This window comes from Bradyrhizobium sp. UBA2491, from assembly GCF_002341725.1.
Lineage (GTDB): Bacteria > Pseudomonadota > Alphaproteobacteria > Rhizobiales > Xanthobacteraceae > Bradyrhizobium.
Genome location: NZ_DDOP01000027.1, coordinates 28,726 through 46,401 on the forward strand (window position 1 = coordinate 28,726; position 17,676 = coordinate 46,401).

13 protein-coding genes and 1 pseudogene are annotated in these 17,676 nt (G+C 65.7%); 7 read left to right on the forward strand and 7 right to left on the reverse strand.

The window, feature by feature from the left end; genetic code table 11:
- Positions 1-173: 173 nt before the first annotated feature.
- On the forward strand, positions 174-1,142 hold the full coding sequence (locus B2W55_RS08055) for a Bug family tripartite tricarboxylate transporter substrate binding protein (RefSeq protein WP_024584818.1): 969 nt from the start codon (positions 174-176) through the stop codon (positions 1,140-1,142).
- Between the two features lie 2 nt (positions 1,143-1,144).
- Here B2W55_RS08055 and B2W55_RS08060 read toward each other — a convergent pair whose 3' ends face one another.
- Entirely contained in the window at positions 1,145-1,792 is a 648-nt protein-coding gene (locus tag B2W55_RS08060; protein WP_024584817.1) for a glutathione S-transferase family protein, read from the reverse strand.
- Positions 1,793-1,808: 16 nt separating this feature from the next.
- The gene (locus B2W55_RS08065) at positions 1,809-2,702 is read right to left on the reverse strand and encodes a LysR family transcriptional regulator (protein ID WP_024584816.1); all 894 of its coding nucleotides are present in this window, start codon (positions 2,700-2,702) and stop codon (positions 1,809-1,811) included.
- A 91-nt stretch (positions 2,703-2,793) separates the two neighbouring features.
- Here B2W55_RS08065 and B2W55_RS08070 point away from each other — a divergent pair, with 91 nt between their 5' ends.
- A complete protein-coding gene (locus B2W55_RS08070) occupies positions 2,794-3,546 on the forward strand; it encodes a sulfite exporter TauE/SafE family protein (RefSeq protein WP_024584815.1) in 753 nt (250 codons plus the stop codon).
- A gap of 69 nt (positions 3,547-3,615) precedes the next feature.
- Here B2W55_RS08070 and B2W55_RS08075 read toward each other — a convergent pair whose 3' ends face one another.
- Positions 3,616-4,251 (reverse strand): LysE family translocator, encoded by a 636-nt coding sequence (locus B2W55_RS08075; RefSeq protein WP_024584814.1) that lies wholly within the window; start codon positions 4,249-4,251, stop codon positions 3,616-3,618.
- A gap of 238 nt (positions 4,252-4,489) precedes the next feature.
- Here B2W55_RS08075 and B2W55_RS08080 point away from each other — a divergent pair, with 238 nt between their 5' ends.
- Positions 4,490-6,289 (forward strand): adenylate/guanylate cyclase domain-containing protein, encoded by a 1,800-nt coding sequence (locus B2W55_RS08080; RefSeq protein WP_024584813.1) that lies wholly within the window; start codon positions 4,490-4,492, stop codon positions 6,287-6,289.
- A 60-nt stretch (positions 6,290-6,349) separates the two neighbouring features.
- Positions 6,350-7,009 (forward strand): hypothetical protein, encoded by a 660-nt coding sequence (locus tag B2W55_RS08085; protein ID WP_024584812.1) that lies wholly within the window; start codon positions 6,350-6,352, stop codon positions 7,007-7,009.
- A 69-nt stretch (positions 7,010-7,078) separates the two neighbouring features.
- Here B2W55_RS08085 and B2W55_RS08090 read toward each other — a convergent pair whose 3' ends face one another.
- Positions 7,079-8,026 carry an alpha/beta fold hydrolase gene (locus tag B2W55_RS08090; protein ID WP_024584811.1) on the reverse strand — a complete coding sequence of 316 codons (948 nt, stop codon included), beginning with the start codon at positions 8,024-8,026 and terminating at the stop codon, positions 7,079-7,081.
- Between the two features lie 221 nt (positions 8,027-8,247).
- On the opposite strand from B2W55_RS08090, the gene B2W55_RS08095 reads away from it, so the two are divergent.
- Positions 8,248-8,721, forward strand: coding sequence for an Hsp20 family protein (locus tag B2W55_RS08095; protein ID WP_024584810.1), 474 nt, complete (start codon positions 8,248-8,250; stop codon positions 8,719-8,721).
- A gap of 81 nt (positions 8,722-8,802) precedes the next feature.
- Here the strand turns inward: B2W55_RS08095 and B2W55_RS08100 are convergent, their stop codons facing one another.
- Positions 8,803-9,582, reverse strand: a complete 780-nt coding sequence (locus B2W55_RS08100; RefSeq protein WP_024584809.1) for a hypothetical protein — start codon at positions 9,580-9,582, stop codon at positions 8,803-8,805.
- A 489-nt stretch (positions 9,583-10,071) separates the two neighbouring features.
- On the opposite strand from B2W55_RS08100, the gene gltB reads away from it, so the two are divergent.
- Together gltB and B2W55_RS08110 are read left to right on the forward strand one after the other, a co-directional pair.
- The gene (gene gltB / locus B2W55_RS08105; protein WP_024584808.1) at positions 10,072-14,808 is read left to right on the forward strand and encodes a glutamate synthase large subunit; all 4,737 of its coding nucleotides are present in this window, start codon (positions 10,072-10,074) and stop codon (positions 14,806-14,808) included.
- Positions 14,809-14,948: 140 nt separating this feature from the next.
- Positions 14,949-16,406, forward strand: coding sequence for a glutamate synthase subunit beta (locus B2W55_RS08110; RefSeq protein WP_024584807.1), 1,458 nt, complete (start codon positions 14,949-14,951; stop codon positions 16,404-16,406).
- Between the two features lie 152 nt (positions 16,407-16,558).
- On the opposite strand, the gene B2W55_RS08115 is transcribed toward B2W55_RS08110, so the two are convergent.
- Both B2W55_RS08115 and B2W55_RS08120 read right to left on the reverse strand, forming a co-directional pair.
- On the reverse strand, positions 16,559-16,849 hold the full coding sequence (locus B2W55_RS08115) for a DUF2147 domain-containing protein (protein WP_244442336.1): 291 nt from the start codon (positions 16,847-16,849) through the stop codon (positions 16,559-16,561).
- Between the two features lie 80 nt (positions 16,850-16,929).
- Positions 16,930-17,550 (reverse strand): annotated as a pseudogene (locus B2W55_RS08120) (outer membrane beta-barrel protein); the annotation flags it as partial.
- Between the last annotated feature and the right edge of the window lie 126 nt (positions 17,551-17,676).

The window sequence follows — 17,676 nt, forward strand, 5'->3', positions numbered from 1 at the left end:
AAGCCGGCGGCCGCATCGTCGCAGCCGGCGACCCGCGCGTGCACGAAGCCGCGATGAAGCTGCTCAACGCGTGATGCCCTGGCCCGCTCTCTCCGCGGCCTGATGTCTTGAGTTGCCGGGCGATCGATCTGCGCCCATCCTGACCGCAACCAGAAACGTCAGGGATGAGCGACATGACGAAGCGCGGCAGGCTGTTGGCAACCCTTCTCGTGCTTCTCGCACCCGTTGCGACATCCGCCCAGGAGTTCCCGGCCAAGCCGATCCGGCTGATCGTGCCGTTCCCGCCGGGCGGGCCGAACGACATCATCGCGCGGGTGATCGGACAGAAGATGTCCGAACTGACCAAGCAGCCGATCATCGTCGACAACCGCGCCGGCCAGGGCGGCGTGCTCGGCACCGATGCGGTCGCGAAGGCTGCGCCCGACGGCTACACGGTCGCGATCGCGAGCGCCGGCGCGCTGGCGATCAGCCCGAGCATGGAGAAGGTCGGCTACGACACGTTGAGGGATCTCGTGCCGGTGACGCTGGTCGCCACCGTGCCGGAGATGCTGGTCGTCGCCACCGACGTGCCCGCAAGGAACATGAGCGAACTGGTCGCGCTGGCCAAGGCGCAGCCGGGCAAGCTCAACTTCGCCTCCTCCGGCCCCGGCAGCCTGCCGCATCTGGCCTGCGAATTGTTCAAGTTGACGGCGAAGATCGACATCGTGCACGTACCCTATCGCGGCGCGGCGCCGGCGGTGAACGATCTCTTGGGCCAGCAGGTGCAGATGACCTTCCTCGACCTGCCGGTGATCCTGCCGCAGATCAAGGCCGGCGCATTGCGGCCGATCGCACTCGGTGGCCGCGAACGCGCGCCGACCGCACCCGACGTACCGACCACGGCGGAGGTCGGGATGCCCGACCTGATCATCGAGAACTGGTACGGCATGGTCGCGCCCGCCCGAACGCCGCCGGCAATCGTCGCAAAGCTGAACAGGATCGCCACCGAGGCGATGGCCGATCCGGCGATCAAGGCAAAACTCGCCGAGCAAGGCCTGACGCTGCTCGGCGACACGCCGGAGCATTTCCGCGACTTCATCGCCGCCGACATCAAGAAGTGGGCGAAGGTGATCCAGGACGCCGGCGTGGTGACGACGAAGTAGAATTAGTAATCAAGCCGTCCACGCAGCTCCTCGAAGGGGATCATGACGTGCTTGCGAAACGGCGGGCGCTGTTGCAGCGTCCGATACCAGCGCTCGACCGCCGGCAGCGACGGCCGCTCGATCTCGAGCTCGAAATAGCGATAGAGCGAGGTCCCGGCGGTGATGTCGGCGAGCGACAGCGTCTCGCCGAGCAGGAAAGGTTTGGCTTCGAGCAGCCGTTCGAGCTTGGCAAAATGCTGCTCACAGCGGGCGAGCGCCGTCTTGATCGCCGGCCAATTGCGTTGCGCCTCGGGGGTGCGGAAGAATCCCCAGAACACGCCGCCGAGAAAATCCGGCTGCAATGCGGTCTGCGACCAGTCCATCCAGCCATCGACCCGCGCCCGGACGACGGGATCGTCGGACCAGAAGCGACCGTTGCCATGGCGTGCTGCGAGGTAGCGCAGGATGGCGTGGGATTCCCAGACCGTCGCGTCGTCATCCCTTATGACGGGCACGCGGCCATGCGGGTTCATCGCCAGGAACGCCGGCGCATCGAGCCCGCCGAACGCACCGCCGGCATCGATGTGCTGATGCGGCAGATCGAGCTCGCCGATCAGCCACATCACCTTCTGCACGTTGAACGAGCTGCGTCGTCCCCACACGCTGAGCATGACGCTCTTCCTTCCGTCAGCGTTGCGCCTCGGCGCGCAAATATTCCACGAGCTGCTTGGCGGCGCGCGGCAGCGCCTTGAAACTGCGGGCGCAGATCGTCAGCCGGCGATTGGCCCAGGCGTCGCGGATCCGTATCGTCGTGATCGGCATCGCCGCCGCGCAGCGCCGGGCCGCGGTTTCCGGGATCACGGCAATGCCGACATCGGCGGCGACCATCTGGCAGATCGCGTCGAAGCCGCGCAGGCGGGCGCGGAAGCGCAGCCGCGCACCGAGCTTTGCCGCGTGGCGGGAAATATGGACTTGCAGCGCCGAGGTCGCGGTGAGGCCGACGAAATCGCGGCCGACCACCTCCTGGAAGTCGATCTGGCGGCGGTTGCCGAGATCGCTGCGCCGCGGCGCGACCAGCATCAGGCGGTCCTCGCTGAACAGGAAGCGCTCGACGCTGTCGGGCAACGCGTGCTCCGCGGCGAAGCCGAGATCGGCCGCGCCGCTCGCGATCGCGGTCGCGATGTCGGTGCTCTCGCGCTCCTCGACATCGACGCTGATATCGGGATGCTCGTGCAGGAACGCCGCGAGCGCCCGCGGCAGGTGCTCCGACAGGCCCGAGGTGTTGGCGAGCAGCAGCACATTGGCGCGGACCCCGCTGGCATAGGCGGCGAGATCGCTCTGCAAGGCTTCGACATTGTGGATCACGATGCGGGCGTGGCCGAGCAGGCTTTCGCCGGCCGCCGTCAACTCGACGCCGCGACGGCCGCGCTTGAGCAATGCGACGCCGAGCGCTTCTTCGAGACCCTTGATGCGCTCGCTGGCCGAGGCCAGCGCAAGATTTGCGCGCGCCGCGCCCTGCGTGATACTGCGCGCATCGGCAACCGCGATGAACAATTGCAAGTCGATCAGGTCGAACCGCATGATTTTTTCCGCCCCGGCCTTCGGGCTGCGCGAAGGCTAACTCCGTAACCTCCAGATTGTGCCGATCGCGTCGATCGGTCAATGTCCCGCCATGGTCGACCATCTCCTGATCTTCATCGCTTTCGCCTTCCTGCTCGCCGGCTTCGTCAAGGGTACGCTCGGCCTCGGTCTGCCGACGGTCGCGATGGGGCTGTTGGCGACCACGATGGCGCCGGGGCAGGCGATCGCGATCGTGATCGTGCCGGCGATCGTCACCAACATCTGGCAGACCTTCGTCGGCCCCTATCTGCGCGACATCATCAAGCGGCTGTGGCCGCTGATGCTCGGCACGGTGGCCGGGATCTGGCTCAATGCCGGGCTGCTGACCGGGCCTTACGCCGCCTACGGCACCGTGGTGCTCGGCGTCCTGCTGGTGATCTACGCGATCGTCGGCCTCAGCCGGTTCAACTTCAAGGTCGCGCGGCGCCACGAGAAATGGATCGGCGGCATCGTCGGCGTGATCACCGGGATGATCTCCGCCGCGACCGGCGTGCAGGTCATTCCGTCGATGCCGTTCATGCAGGCGATCGGCATGGACAAGGACGAACTCGTTCAGGCGCTCGGCGTCTTCTTCACCACCGCGACCCTGGCCCTCGCCTTCAACCTGACAGCATCGGGACTGCTGACGGCAGCCACCGCACTGCCCGGCGCGGTGGCGATGGTGGCGTCATTCACCGGCATGTTCATCGGCCAGGCCGTCCGCACACGGATGCAGCCGGATGTGTTCCGCCGCTGGTTCCTGATCTCGATGATCCTGCTCGGCATCTACCTCGCCGGCAGCGCGCTGCTCAAGATCCACGGCTAGGCTCTTGTTTGACGCGTCTTCTTCACGCGAACCGGCAAGCCATTTCGCTCGAAAACGCTCTGGCTTCAGCTAACGCGCCTCCAGCATGGCGACGCGAATGCCGAGATAGATGAACAGCGCGCCGAGCGAGCGGTTGATCCAGGCGACCACGCCCGCCGATTGCCGGATGCGACCGGCGGCCCTTGCCGCGAAGGCCGCCAGCCCAAGGCACCACAGCGTGCCGCCGGTGATGAAGATCAGCCCGAGCGTCAGGAAGGCGAGCGTCTTGTGTGGAGAGTCCGCCGCCACGAATTGCGGCAGGAAGGCCAGGAAGAACAGCGCCACCTTGGGATTGAGGACATTGGTCAGCGCCCCCTGCCAGAACACCCGCGAGATCGAGGTTTCGACGCCCGGCCCGGCAAGCTCGACGATCGGCTTGGCGCGCGACAGCAGCATCTGGAGGCCGGTCAGCACCAGATAGGCCGCGCCGATCAGCTTGACCACCAGGAAGGCGGTCGACGACGCCATCAGCAGCGCCGAGAGCCCGATCGCCGCACCCAGCACGTGGACCAGGCAACCGCAGCTGATGCCGATCGCCGCCGCCGCGCCGCCGCGCCACCCGAGCTGGATGGTGCGCCCGAGGATATAGGCGGTATCCGGGCCCGGCGTGATGTTGAGCAGCAGGCCGGACAGGACGAAGAGCCAGAGTTCGTGAATTCCCAGCATGGCAGCGAGATTAACCTATGTAAGTAACCGCCCGGAAAGGATGCTCAGCTAGGCTGCGCCATCCCAGCGACACACGAATTCAGTAGAGAAATGGACTATACGATCCGTTGGTCGCATGCCAATTCCTGCTACTATGCATTATAGGTGCCTGCAAACCGGGCTTCCGCCGGACCCAGCCTGTCTTGTAAGTATCGGATTCGGTCACATCGGCTGAGTGGCCATTCCAGGACAAGGGGACATGGAAAGACGGCTCGCTGCAATTCTCTGCGCTGATATCGCCGGCTATTCCCGCATGATGGGTGTCGACGAGGCGGGGACGCATGCCTCGTTCAAGGCGCATCGCAGCGCGATCTACCCGTTCATCCTCAACCATGGCGGCCGAATCGTCAAAAACACCGGCGACGGCTTTCTGCTGGAATTTCCGAGCATCATCGGCGCGATCGAGGCTGCGGTCGCCATGCAGACCCTGATGGCCGAGCGCAACGAACATCTGCCGGCCGACCGCGCCATGCACTTCCGGATGGGCGTCCACATGGGCGACGTCATGGCTGACGAAGACGAGGTCTTCGGCGACGACGTCAACATCGCGGTCCGCCTCGAGACGGTCGCCGCGCCAGGCGGTATCGCGGTGTCGGACAAGGCCCGCACCGAAGCGGGACGCCGGCTCGCCGTCACGCTGACCGATGCCGGGCCACACCGCTTCAAGAACATCACCGAACCGGTCAGCGTCTGGACCTGGGCACCGGCCGGAGCTGATGCCCAGGAGCTGGCGCCGGAGGATGGACCGCATCTGCCGGGGCAATACCGTACCGCCATCGTCGGCGTGCTGCCGTTCGACAATCTGAGCGGCGGCGCCGACGAGTATTTCTCGGACGGCCTGACCGAGGATTTGATCCACGCGCTGTCGCTGCAATCCTTTTATCGCGTGCTGAGCCGCAACTCGACCTTCGCCTACAAGGGCAAGAACGTCTCGACCCGCCTTATCGCGCGCGAGATCGACGCGACCTATTTGATCCAGGGCTCGGTGCGCCGCGCCGGCAACAAGATTCGCGTCACCGCCGAATTGATCGCGCCGGAGCGCGGCGAGCAGTTGTGGACCGGCCGCTATGACCGCGACATGGGCGACCTGTTCGCGATGCAGGACGAGATCACCTCCAATCTCTCCGCCGCCGTCGCCCAGGAGATCTATCGCGCCGAGGCTTCGGCGCCGGCGCGCTCGCCCAACTCCGAGCTGACCGCGTGGGACCGCTTCCTGAAGGGCCTGTCGCACTATTATCACCAGACCAAGGGTGATTTCGAAATCGCGATCGCGCTGTTCAAGGAGGCGATCGAACTCGATCCCGCGCTGTCGATCGCACGCGCCTATCTTGCCACCATCCAGATTCAGGGCTCTCAGTTCGGCTGGATCCCGAGCACGCGCGAATTGTGGGTGTCCTCGGTCGGCCTCGCCGAAAGCAGCGTGCGGCTCGACCCGCGCTCGTCCTTTGCTTTTTCGCTGCTGGCCTATCTGCACGCGATGCAAGGACACTACGAAGCCGCGATGGACGCGATCAAGCGCGCGATCGAACTCAACCCGTACGACATGGGCGCGCGCGGTGTGCTCGGGATCTGCCACATGGTGATCGGCGACCACCGCAGGGCGGTCGAGCTGTTCTCGATGGCGGTGCAGCGCGACAACAGCGATCCCCGCTATCAATGGGGCGCCCTGAACGCATTCAGCCATTATTTGCTCGGACAATACGACGCATCGCTGTCGTGGTCGCGCGAGACGCTCTACCTCAACCCGAACCACCTTCAGGGCCTTGCGGTGCGCGCCGCGGCGCTCGCCCAGTTGGGACGCGCCGACGAGGCCGCGCAGGCCGTGCAGTCGCTGCTCGACAACCATCCGGGGCTGACGGTCGAGCGTCACTTGCGCAATTTCCACTGGAAGAACCCGGCCGATATCGCGCTTTACCGCGATGGCCTCTTGAAAGCCGGCGTCCCCTTCGGCAAACTCGCCCTGGTTGCATCTGCGTCGAAATTCGCCGTCGACTCCTGAGCGAATTCATCCACTGTTATTGGATGCCTTTTAAGCTGATGTTTTTCAGGATGTGGTTTGATGTCCGATACGCCTGCTCACGAGGCGCCTGCCGCGCAGGTCTCCCCTGACAATCCCTGCCCGTTCCTGCGCGCGCTGGTCGCCGGCGGCTATGTCGGTGGCCATATCGTGCCACTGCCGAAGCTGACCGAAACCATCGACCGTGCCACCGGCAAGACCGGCCTTCCAGCGCTCAGCGCCGGCGCGAAAATCTTCATGGTCGCGCAGATGGCGAACGGCATCGGTCCGTTCAGCCAGGTCCGCAGCCTGTTGCAGGGCGCGATCCTCGATGAGCTGCGCAACGGTCCGCTCGACAAGCACGGCGCCGGCTCACGCATCCTCGATCAACACGCGGTGGTGCACGAAGACGAGATCGCGCGGCTCGCGACCTTCGGCCGGGATTACACGTCACCCGACGGCAGCGTCGAACGCGGACTGTCGGCCGCCGAGATCAAGACCTTCATGGCGGCGAACTTCCAGCGCGCCAAGGACGAGCAACCACCGTCCTATGCCATCCTGCACTGCTACTATCCGCTGTTGATGCTCGGCGAGTGGCCGGTGCTGCTCGACATCATGGGCAAGGGCGAAGGCAAGGACCGCTATCTCAGCGTCGCCGAGGTCAGGACCCTGTTCGTCGAGAAGCGCTTCCCCGACCGCATCGTCGCGCTGCTCAACGGTTAAGACTGGATTCTTTTTTGACGCGTTTTCTTCACGCGAACCGGCATCGACTTCGCTTGAAAACGCTATGCCTCACTTGAACAGCGGCGTGCCCGGCACGAAGGCATCGAACGCCGCCCAGAACTGCGCGCGGTAGCGATCCTGCTCCTGGAGGATCTCGTGCTTGGAGCCGGCGATCACGAGATGCGAGCCGGCGCGCAGATGATAGGCGAACTCCTCGATCGCCGCGGTCGACACCACCTCGTCATTGCTCGCCGCCAGCATCAGGATCGGCTGGCGGATCTCGGACGGGTACGACATGCCGCGAAAGGTGCGCATCGCGGTGAATGCGGTGTCGGCCCAGGCGATCGTCGGCGCGGCGATGCCGAGCGTCGGGTCTTCTTCCAGGATCGCGGCGTTGCGGGCGTGGCGCACCGGATCGCTGGTCACGGGATTGCCGATGAAGGGCGCGAGGCCGACCAGTTCGCTGCCGCCGCCGGGCACGTAATTGCTGCCCTGACCGGTCAGGCGCATGATCCGCAGCAGCGCGGTCGGGAAGAACGACACACGGCGGCGCGGCAGGTCGATCATCGGCGCCGACAGCACCATGCGATCGAACCAGCGCTTGCCGGCATGCGCGAGGCGCAGCATCACCGCGCCGCCCATCGAATGCGCCAGCGCGAAATAGGGCGGCGGACAATCCGGCAGCACCACCTGCTGGACGAAGGTCTCGACGTCGACCTCGTAGTCGGCGAAGTTGCGTACATAGCCCTTGCGCGGATCGCGCAGCCGCCGCGACGAATGGCCCTGCCCGCGCCAGTCGATCGTCGCCACCGCGAAGCCGCGGTCGCGCAGGTCGCGCACCGTCTCGAAGTACTTCTCGATCATCTCACCGCGACCGCCGAACACGCAGACCGTGCCCTTGCGGCCAGGCGGCGGCGCCCAGCGCGCGAAGCGCAGCTCGGCTCCGTCCGGGGTCTTGATGGTGCCACTGACAACGTCGTCCGGAACCGGGTTGGCGGGAATCGAGACGAGCGTCATGAAGGGGACCGGAGTGCTGGGACAGGGTGAGGATCAAGAACGCCGGCGTCGAAAAAAGCGACGCGGCTTCCGCCTCTTGAACGCGACGTGACCCCTCCCATATCACCACAGTGCAGGCCGCTACCAGTGTTTCGGAACCGGAACATCAGGCTGCACACATCTAAGCCCGGCCCGATTGGCGGGCGGGTAACTGAAACAGTCGCTCATTGGAGGACTACCCTATGCGTAGCTACGACCTCACTCCGTTTTATCGTTCCACCGTCGGCTTCGACCGCCTCTTCAACCTGCTCGACCAGGTGACCTCGGACGGCAGCCCCGGCTACCCCCCCTACAACATCGAGCGCACCGGCGAGAATGCTTACCGGATCAGCGTCGCGGTCTCCGGCTTCTCGCAAGCCGAGCTTTCGATCGTCGCGAAAGAGAACACGCTGACGATCAAGGGCGAGAAGTCCGCCAACGAGAACTCCGGCAACGGCTCGGAAGTGCTCTACCGCGGCATCGCCTCGCGCGCCTTCGAGCGTGTCTTCCAGCTTGCCGACTTCGTGCAGGTGAAGAACGCCTCGCTCGAGAACGGCCTGCTCCATGTCGATCTCGTCCGCGAGATTCCCGAGGCCAAGAAGCCCCGCAGCATTCCGATCGGCGGCGGTGAGAAGGCCCCGCAGGTCGTCGACGGCTCGGCGAAGGTCGCTGCCTAAGCAATGCCCCCCGCGTCAGCAGATATTGGCTGATCGCGAAAACGCCCCGGGAAACCGGGGCGTTTTTCTTTCCGGTAATGGCTACTCCAACCCCTGCACCTTCGGCATCGCCTGGGTCGGCAGGATTGCCGGCGGCGGCGCCGCCGGCGGTGGAGCCGCCTGCCCCACGGTCGGAACCTCGGCCTGCTGAACAGGCTGCGGCGCCACCGCCTGGGTCTCTGGCTTCGGCGCGACGGCGGCCTGCTGGGCAGGCTGGGGTGCGGCCACCTGGGTCGGCGCGGGCTGCGGCACGACTGCCTGCACGGCTGGCGCAGCAGCCTGCGCCGGAGCCTGTGCAGACCTGGCCGCCAGCGGGCTCCGCTTCGGGACCGGCACGCGGTTCGCGACATGCGGGATCGGGGCCGGCGGCCGCGGCACCCGGGCCTGGATCGGCGGGGGCATCGGGCCAACCGGGCCGTAGGTCGCGCTCAACTCGTCGTCGTAATTGTCGCCCATCCGATAGGCCGGCGTGAAGCGGATGATGTGCCCGTCGCGGGCATCGATCACCAGGCGCCCGTCATCGCCGCCCTGATCGATCACCGAGATCGTGTAGACGAAGCCGCGCTGGCGGGGCGCGCCGAGCGGCAGATAGCCGTTCTCGCGGAGCACGGTGTAGACCTCGACCGGCGGCAGCAGGCTCGGGACCCGGCCAAAGCGCGGCGGCGGTGGAACCTCGGGCATCGCAGCGTAGGGACCGTCCATGTCCGAGACCCTGATGAACGATGGGCCACCGAGCCGGGCGGACGTCACGAGCTGCGCCTCTGCCGAGGCTGCGCTGAGCGCGAGGGCGGCGGCTGCAACCGAACCTGTGAACAACTTCATCGCCGTGACTCCTGTCTGGCCCGCCGTGAGGAGCGTTCCCGCTCTCTTGCTGGCTTGCCCGGGAGCAAAATTTCAGTTTGAAATCCGGCGGTCCTTGGTCGCTCCTTGGGCCAGATCACGGCGTGTTTGCTTCGAATCAGGGGCGCGGCGCAGCCACCGAGCCGGTCGATCTGAGCATGCGGGCGAGGACTTCCTCGCGCTTGTGTGATAGACAAAAATTTGGCAAGGTCGAGGTTAGGACAGCAAGGCTGTCTCAATTTCGAGGCCATCCCGGCATGGGGATTGCAACGAGAACCTTCGTGAGGAGGACCTCGGCGCCCCGGGCTTCGAAAATGCTGCAGGCAGGGCCGTCCCGCAGGGGACGTTGAAACGCCCGTCGTCTGAATTTAGGAAAATGCGGCTCGCGGCGGACGAGCGGTGGCCCGGTGGGTGCCGCAACGTCCAAGGTGCGCCAAAGCGGTGAGGCCCCTTACGAAAGGGAGAGGACACATGAGCGGGTCGGAATTCGAGCGCGAAATCATCGTGGCAGGTGCGCTGTCGGCGACCGCGGACTCGAAAGCCGCCGAGCCCGCGCGTGAGCTGCATACATGGCGTCCTGAAGCCGAAGGCCTGTTTGATCCGAGCCTGGAGAAGGACTCCTGCGGCGTCGGCTTCATCGCCAACATCAAGGGCCAGAAGTCGCATCAGATCGTCTCCGACGCGCTGAGCATCCTGTGCAACCTCGAGCATCGCGGCGCGGTCGGCGCCGACCCGCGCGCCGGCGACGGCGCCGGCATCCTGGTGCAGATCCCGCACGCCTTCTTCACCCGCAAGACAGGCGAGCTCGGCTTCAAGCTGCCGCAGCCCGGCGAGTACGCCATCGGCTCGCTGTTCATGCCGCGCGATGCCGCGTGGCGGAACGTGATCAAGAGCATCATCGCCGAGCAAATCAAGGACGAGGGCTTCAAGCTGCTCGGCTGGCGCGACGTGCCATCAGACAATTCCTCGCTCGGCGTCACCGTGAAGCCGACCGAGCCCTACCACATGCAGGTCTTCATCGGCCGCAACAATGCGGTCAAGACCGAGGACGATTTCGAGCGCCGGCTCTACATCCTGCGCAAGTCGATCTCGCAGGCGATCTATCAGCGCCGCGACCGCGGCATGTCCGGCTATTATGTGTGCTCACTGTCCTGCCGGACCGTGATCTACAAGGGCATGTTCCTGGCCGACCAGCTCGGCAAGTACTATCCCGACCTGCACGAAGCCGACTTCGACAGCGCGCTGGCGCTGGTGCATCAGCGCTTCTCGACCAACACCTTCCCGACCTGGTCGCTGGCGCATCCCTACCGGATGATCGCCCATAACGGCGAGATCAACACGCTGCGCGGCAACGTCAACTGGATGGCCGCGCGGCAGGCCTCGGTGCATTCGGAGCTCTACGGCAAGGACATCAGCCGGCTGTGGCCGATCTCCTATGAAGGCCAGAGCGACACCGCCTGCTTCGACAACGCGCTCGAATTCCTGGTGCAGGGCGGCTACTCGCTGCCGCACGCGGTCATGATGATGATTCCGGAAGCGTGGGCCGGCAATCCGCTGATGGATGAGCAGCGCCGCGCGTTCTACGAATATCACGCCGCGCTGATGGAGCCGTGGGACGGCCCGGCCGCGATCGCCTTCACCGACGGCCGCAAGATCGGCGCTACGCTCGACCGCAACGGCCTGCGCCCGGCGCGCTACCTCGTCACCAAGGACGACCGCATCGTGATGGCGTCCGAAATGGGCGTGCTGAAGATTCCGGAGGAGCAGATCGTCACCAAGTGGCGGCTGCAACCCGGCAAGATGCTGCTCGTCGACCTCGAGCAGGGCCGCCTGATTCCGGACGACGAGATCAAGGCCGACCTCGCCAAGAGCCATCCCTACAGCGACTGGCTGCATCGGACCCAGATCCAGCTCGAGGAGCTGCCGGATGCGCCGGCCAAGGGCGTGCGCTCCAACCTGCCGCTGCTCGATCGGCAGCAGGCGTTCGGCTACAGCCAGGAAGACATCACCATCCTGATGACGCCGATGGCGTCCACCGGCGAGGAAGCCGCCGGCTCGATGGGCAACGACACGCCGATCTCGGCGTTGTCGGACAAGCCGAAGCAGCTGTTCACCTACTTCAAGCAGAACTTCGCCCAGGTGACCAACCCGCCGATCGATCCGATCCGCGAGGAAATCGTCATGAGCCTGGTCTCGATCATCGGGCCGCGGCCGAACCTGTTCGACCTTCAGGGCGTCGCCTCGACCAAGCGGCTCGAAGTGCGGCAACCGATCCTGACCGACGCGGACCTGGAGAAGATCCGCTCGATCTCCGATGTCGCCGAGACCCATTTCAAGTCGCGCACGCTGGACACCACCTTCCACGCCGGCTTCGGCGCGGCGGGCATGGAGCAGGTGCTCGACGAACTCTGCGCGCGCGCCGAGGGCGCGGTGCGCGAGGGCATCAACATCATCATCCTGTCGGACCGGATGACCGGCACCGACCGGATTCCGATCCCGTCGCTGCTCGCCTGCGCCGCCGTGCATCATCACCTGATCCGCACCGGCCTGCGGACCTCGGTCGGCCTGGTCGTCGAGTCCGGCGAGCCGCGCGAGGTGCATCACTTCGCCTGCCTCGCCGGCTACGGCGCCGAGGCGATCAACCCCTATCTCGCGTTCGAAACCATCCTCGCGATGAAGGACCGGCTGCCCGGCGCGCTCGAGGACTACGAGATCGTCAAGCGCTACATCAAGTCGATCGGCAAGGGCCTGCTCAAGGTGATGTCCAAGATGGGCATCTCGACCTACCAGTCCTATTGCGGCGCGCAGATCTTCGACGCGGTCGGCCTCAAGGCGGACTTCGTCGCCAAGTATTTCGCCGGCACCCACACCAGGATCGAGGGCGTCGGCCTTGGCGAGATCGCCGAGGAGACCGTGCGGCGTCACACCGACGCGTTCGGCGACGGCCAGATCTACAAGAGCGCGCTCGATGTCGGCGGCGAATATGCCTATCGCACCCGCGGCGAGGACCATGCGTGGACCGCGGAATCGGTCTCGATGCTACAGCATGCCGCGCGCGGCAACTCGCTGGAGCGCTACCGGGCGTTCGCCAAGATCCTCAACGAGCAGTCCGAGCGGCTGTTGACGCTGCGCGGCCTGTTCCGGATCAAGAGCGCCGAGGACGACAAGCGCAAGCCGGTGAAGCTCGAGGACGTCGAATCGGCCAAGGACATCGTCAAGCGCTTCTCGACCGGCGCGATGTCGTTCGGCTCGATCTCGCGCGAGGCGCACACCACGCTGGCGATCGCCATGAACCGGATCGGCGGCAAGTCGAACACCGGCGAAGGCGGCGAGGAATCCGACCGCTTCAAGCCGCTGCCCAATGGCGACAGCATGCGCTCGGCGATCAAGCAGGTCGCCTCGGGCCGCTTCGGCGTGACGACGGAATATCTCGTCAACTCCGACATGATGCAGATCAAGATGGCGCAGGGCGCCAAGCCCGGCGAAGGCGGCCAGTTGCCTGGCCACAAGGTCGACGCGACGATCGCGCGCGTCCGGCATTCGACGCCGGGCGTCGGCCTGATCTCGCCGCCGCCGCATCATGACATCTACTCGATCGAAGACCTCGCCCAGCTGATCTACGACCTCAAGAACGTCAATCCGGACGGCCAGGTCTCGGTCAAGCTGGTCTCCGAGGTCGGCGTCGGCACGGTAGCTTCCGGTGTCGCCAAGGCGCGCGCCGACCATGTCACCATCGCGGGCTTCGAGGGCGGCACCGGTGCTTCGCCCCTGACCTCGATCAAACATGCCGGTTCGCCGTGGGAGATCGGCCTCGCCGAAACCCACCAGACGCTGGTGCGCCAGCGGCTGCGCAGCCGCATCGCGGTGCAGGTCGACGGCGGTTTCCGCACCGGCCGTGACGTCGTGATCGGCGCGCTGCTCGGCGCCGACGAGTTCGGCTTCGCCACCGCGCCGCTGATCGCGGCGGGCTGCATCATGATGCGCAAGTGCCACCTCAACACCTGCCCGGTCGGCGTCGCCACCCAGGACCCGGTGCTGCGCAAGCGCTTCACCGGCCAGCCCGAGCACGTCATCAACTACTTCTTCTTCGTCGCCGAGGAAGTCCGCGAGATCATGGCGCAGCTCGGCTACAAGACGTTCGACGAGATGGTCGGCCAGGTCCAGATGCTGGACCAGACCGCGCTGGTCTCGCACTGGAAGGCCAAGGGCCTCGACTTCTCCAAGCTTTTCGTGCGGCAGCAGGAGGAGAAGGGCCAGACGATCTATCATTCGGAGAGGCAGGACCACCATCTGGAGGCCGTGCTCGACCGCCGGCTGATCGAGCAGGCGCAGGCCGCGCTCGATCGCGGTGCGCCGGTCAAGATCGACGAGGAGATCAACAACACCGACCGTTCCGCCGGCGCAATGCTGTCGGGCGCGGTGGCCAAGATCTACGGCCATGCCGGCCTGCCGCTCGACACCATCCACGTCAACCTGAAGGGCACCGCCGGACAGGCGTTCGGCGCCTGGCTCGCCAAGGGCGTCACCTTCGAGCTCGAGGGTGAAGGCAACGACTATGTCGGCAAGGGCCTCTCGGGCGGCTGCATCATCGTCAAGCCGCCGAAGATCTCCGGCATCGTGCCGGAAGAGTCGATCATCGTCGGCAACACCGTGATGTACGGCGCGATCGCGGGCGAGTGCTACTTCCGCGGCATCGCCGGCGAGCGCTTCGCCGTGCGCAATTCCGGCGCGGTCGCGGTCGTCGAAGGCGCCGGCGATCACTGCTGCGAATACATGACCGGCGGCATCGTGGTCGTGCTCGGCAAGACCGGGCGCAACTTCGCGGCCGGCATGTCCGGCGGCATCGCCTATGTGCTGGACGAGGCCGGCGACTTCAGCAAGCTCTGCAATCTCGCGATGGTCGAACTGGAGCCGGTGCTGTCGGAAGAGATGATCAACGAAGGCACCTATCACCACTCCGGCGATCTCGAGGCGCATGGCCGGGTCGACGTGTTCCAGAACCTGCTCGACTCCGACGTCGAGCGGCTGCACGTCCTGATCACGCGTCACGCCAAGCTGACCGGCTCGAAGAAGGCGGCCGAGATCCTCGCCAACTGGAAGACCTGGCTGCCCAAGTTCGGCAAGGTGATGCCGGTGGAGTACCGCCGCGCGCTGAAGGAAATGAAGGCTAACGCCGACGCCGAGCCGAAAATCGCGATCGGCGCGTAACGACGCGAGCTCGTCATTGCGGGCGCAGCGAGGCAGTCCATCCGCGGACGGATGGATTGCCTCGTCGCTCCGCTCCTCGCAATGACGGGACCCGACTGAACAAATTTGGACGAACACATGATGCAGGGGCATCGGGTTTAATGGGCAAGATCACAGGTTTCCTCGAGATCGAGCGGCACGACCGCAAGTACGAGCCGGTCGCCGAGCGGCTGAAGAACTTCAAGGAATTCGTCGTTCCGCTGAGCGAGAAGGACACGCGCGACCAGGCCGCGCGCTGCATGAATTGCGGCATCCCGTATTGCCACGGCACCGGCTCGACCGCGCCGGGCACGCCGGGCTGCCCGGTCAACAACCAGATCCCCGATTTCAACGACCTCGTCTATCAGGGCAACTGGGAAGAAGCCGCGCGCAACCTGCACTCGACCAACAATTTCCCCGAATTCACCGGCCGGATCTGCCCGGCGCCGTGCGAGGCGTCCTGCACGCTCAACATCGACGACAACCCGGTCACCATCAAGACGATCGAATGCGCGATCGTCGACCGCGCCTGGGACAATGGCTGGCTGAAGCCGGAGATCGCTGCCGAGAAGACCGGCAAGAAGGTCGCCGTGATCGGCTCCGGCCCCGCCGGCATGGCGGCGGCCCAGCAGCTCGCGCGCGCCGGCCACGAGGTGCATGTCTACGAGAAGTTCGCCAAGGCCGGCGGCCTGCTGCGCTACGGCATTCCCGACTTCAAGATGGAGAAGGGCGTCATCGACCGCCGCGTGGCGCAGATGGAAGCCGAGGGCGTCACCTTCCACTACGGCAAGGCAGTCGGCGGCTCGACGCCAGGTGCGATCGATCCGCAGGAGCTGGCCAGGCAGTATGACGCGGTGGCGCTGACCGGCGGCGCCGAAGCCCCGCGCGACCTGCCGATCCCAGGCCGCGACCTCGCCGGCATCCACTTCGCGATGGACTTCCTGCCGCAGCAGAACCGCCGCGTCTCCGGCGAGCCGCTGAACGGCGTCGCCGACATCCTCGCGGGCGGCAAGCATGTCGTCGTGATCGGTGGCGGCGACACCGGCTCGGACTGCATCGGCACCTCGTTCCGGCAGGGCGCGAAGTCGGTCACCCAGCTCGAGATCATGCCGGCGCCGCCCGAGCATGAGAACAAGGGCGTGACCTGGCCGAACTGGCCGCTGAAGATGCGGACCTCGTCGAGCCAGGCCGAAGGCGCGGCGCGCGAGTTCGCGGTGCTGACGACCAAGTTCGAAGGCCAGGACGGCAAGGTCACCAAGCTGCATTGCGTCAAGGTCGACGACAAGTTCAAGCCGCTGCCCGGCACCGAGTTCACGCTCGACGCCGAGCTGGTGCTACTGGCGATGGGCTTCGTGCATCCGGTGCACGAGGGCCTGCTCAAGACGCTGGGCGTCGAGCTCGACCAGCGCGGCAACGTCCGCGCCTCCTTGCAGGATTACCAGACCTCACGCGCGAAGATCTTCTCGGCCGGCGACATGCGCCGCGGCCAGTCGCTGGTGGTCTGGGCGATCCGCGAAGGCCGCCAGTGCGCGCGCTCGATCGATATGTTCCTGATGGGGAAGACCGACCTGCCGGGGTAATCGCCCCGGCTCTCGGCAAGCTATCCTCACACCAGAACCGTGATCGCCCGCGAAAGCGGGCGTTCCAGTTTTCGCGGCCCCCTTTTGGGGTGAAGCGGACCAAGCGCAATCCGCGGTCGCTCTCGCCGTGACGGCAACGGGGCGGCTTCGCCCTACTTCTTCTTCCACGTCTGCGACCGGCAGAACACGCTCATTGCGCAGCCGGTCAGCTCCAGCGTGGAGCCGGCGAGCTTGGCCGTCCCCGAATAGGTCTTGTCGTCCTGCGGGTCCGTGATCGTGCCGGAATATGTCCCATCACCGGCGGGTTTCATCGAACCGATGGTCTTGCCGGCAAACTTCCCGGTCTTCAGCGTGATCGTGCCGCCGGAGATGACGGCGGTGTCACCGCGCGCGGTGATCCACGCGCCGTCGATCGAATCGGCATAGGCCGCTCCGGTAGCCATGACCAATGCTGCCGCAGCGAAAATAGATTTGCGCATCGTCCTCATTCCTCCCTACCCGTTTCACTTTTCCGGATCATGCTCTAGTTCTGCACCCGCACGCCCAGCATCACCACCGTCGATGCCGAACTCTGCAACGGCTGGTTCGAGTCGAGCCAGTCGCGGCGCACGGTGCCCTTGATCCAGAGGCTGCGGGTCATCTTGTAGATCAGGTCGGCCGACACCGAATAGATCGTGTCGTTGCGGTTGTCGCCCTGATATTCCAGCGTGCCGTAAGTGAACTTGCCGATCGCGGTCAGCCAGCGGCGAAAATCGTGGTCGACCTCGATGGTGTAGGTGCGCGACAGCACGCCCGAGGTTCCGGGCAGCGTGGTCTCGCCGATCTGGGTGTCGGAATAGAATTTGGCCGTGGTCAGCGGCGTCGCGGTCCAGGTCAGCGAAGCAGTGGTGAGCAGGCCCTCGAGCCGGTTGAGCCGGGTGTCGGCGTAATCGCGCATCGCGTAACCGATCGAGATCTCGCCGAACAGCATCCGCGTGAACTCGAACGAGGTGCCGACCTTGGCGTATCCGCCCGATGAATCGCGGGCGTAGCCGGCGCGGTCGAGATAGAGATCGTGGACCCGGCTGTCGCCCTGCACCTCGACGAACGGCTTCACGGCCGGGTTGAGCTCGTAGCTGACGCGGCCGACACCGCCANNCTTCGAGCCGGTTGAGCCTTGTGTCGGCGTAGTCGCGCATCGCGTAGCCGATCGAGACTTCGCCGAACAACAGCCGGGTGAACTCGAACGAGGTGCCGGCCTTGGCATAGCCGCCCGATGAATCGCGCGCGT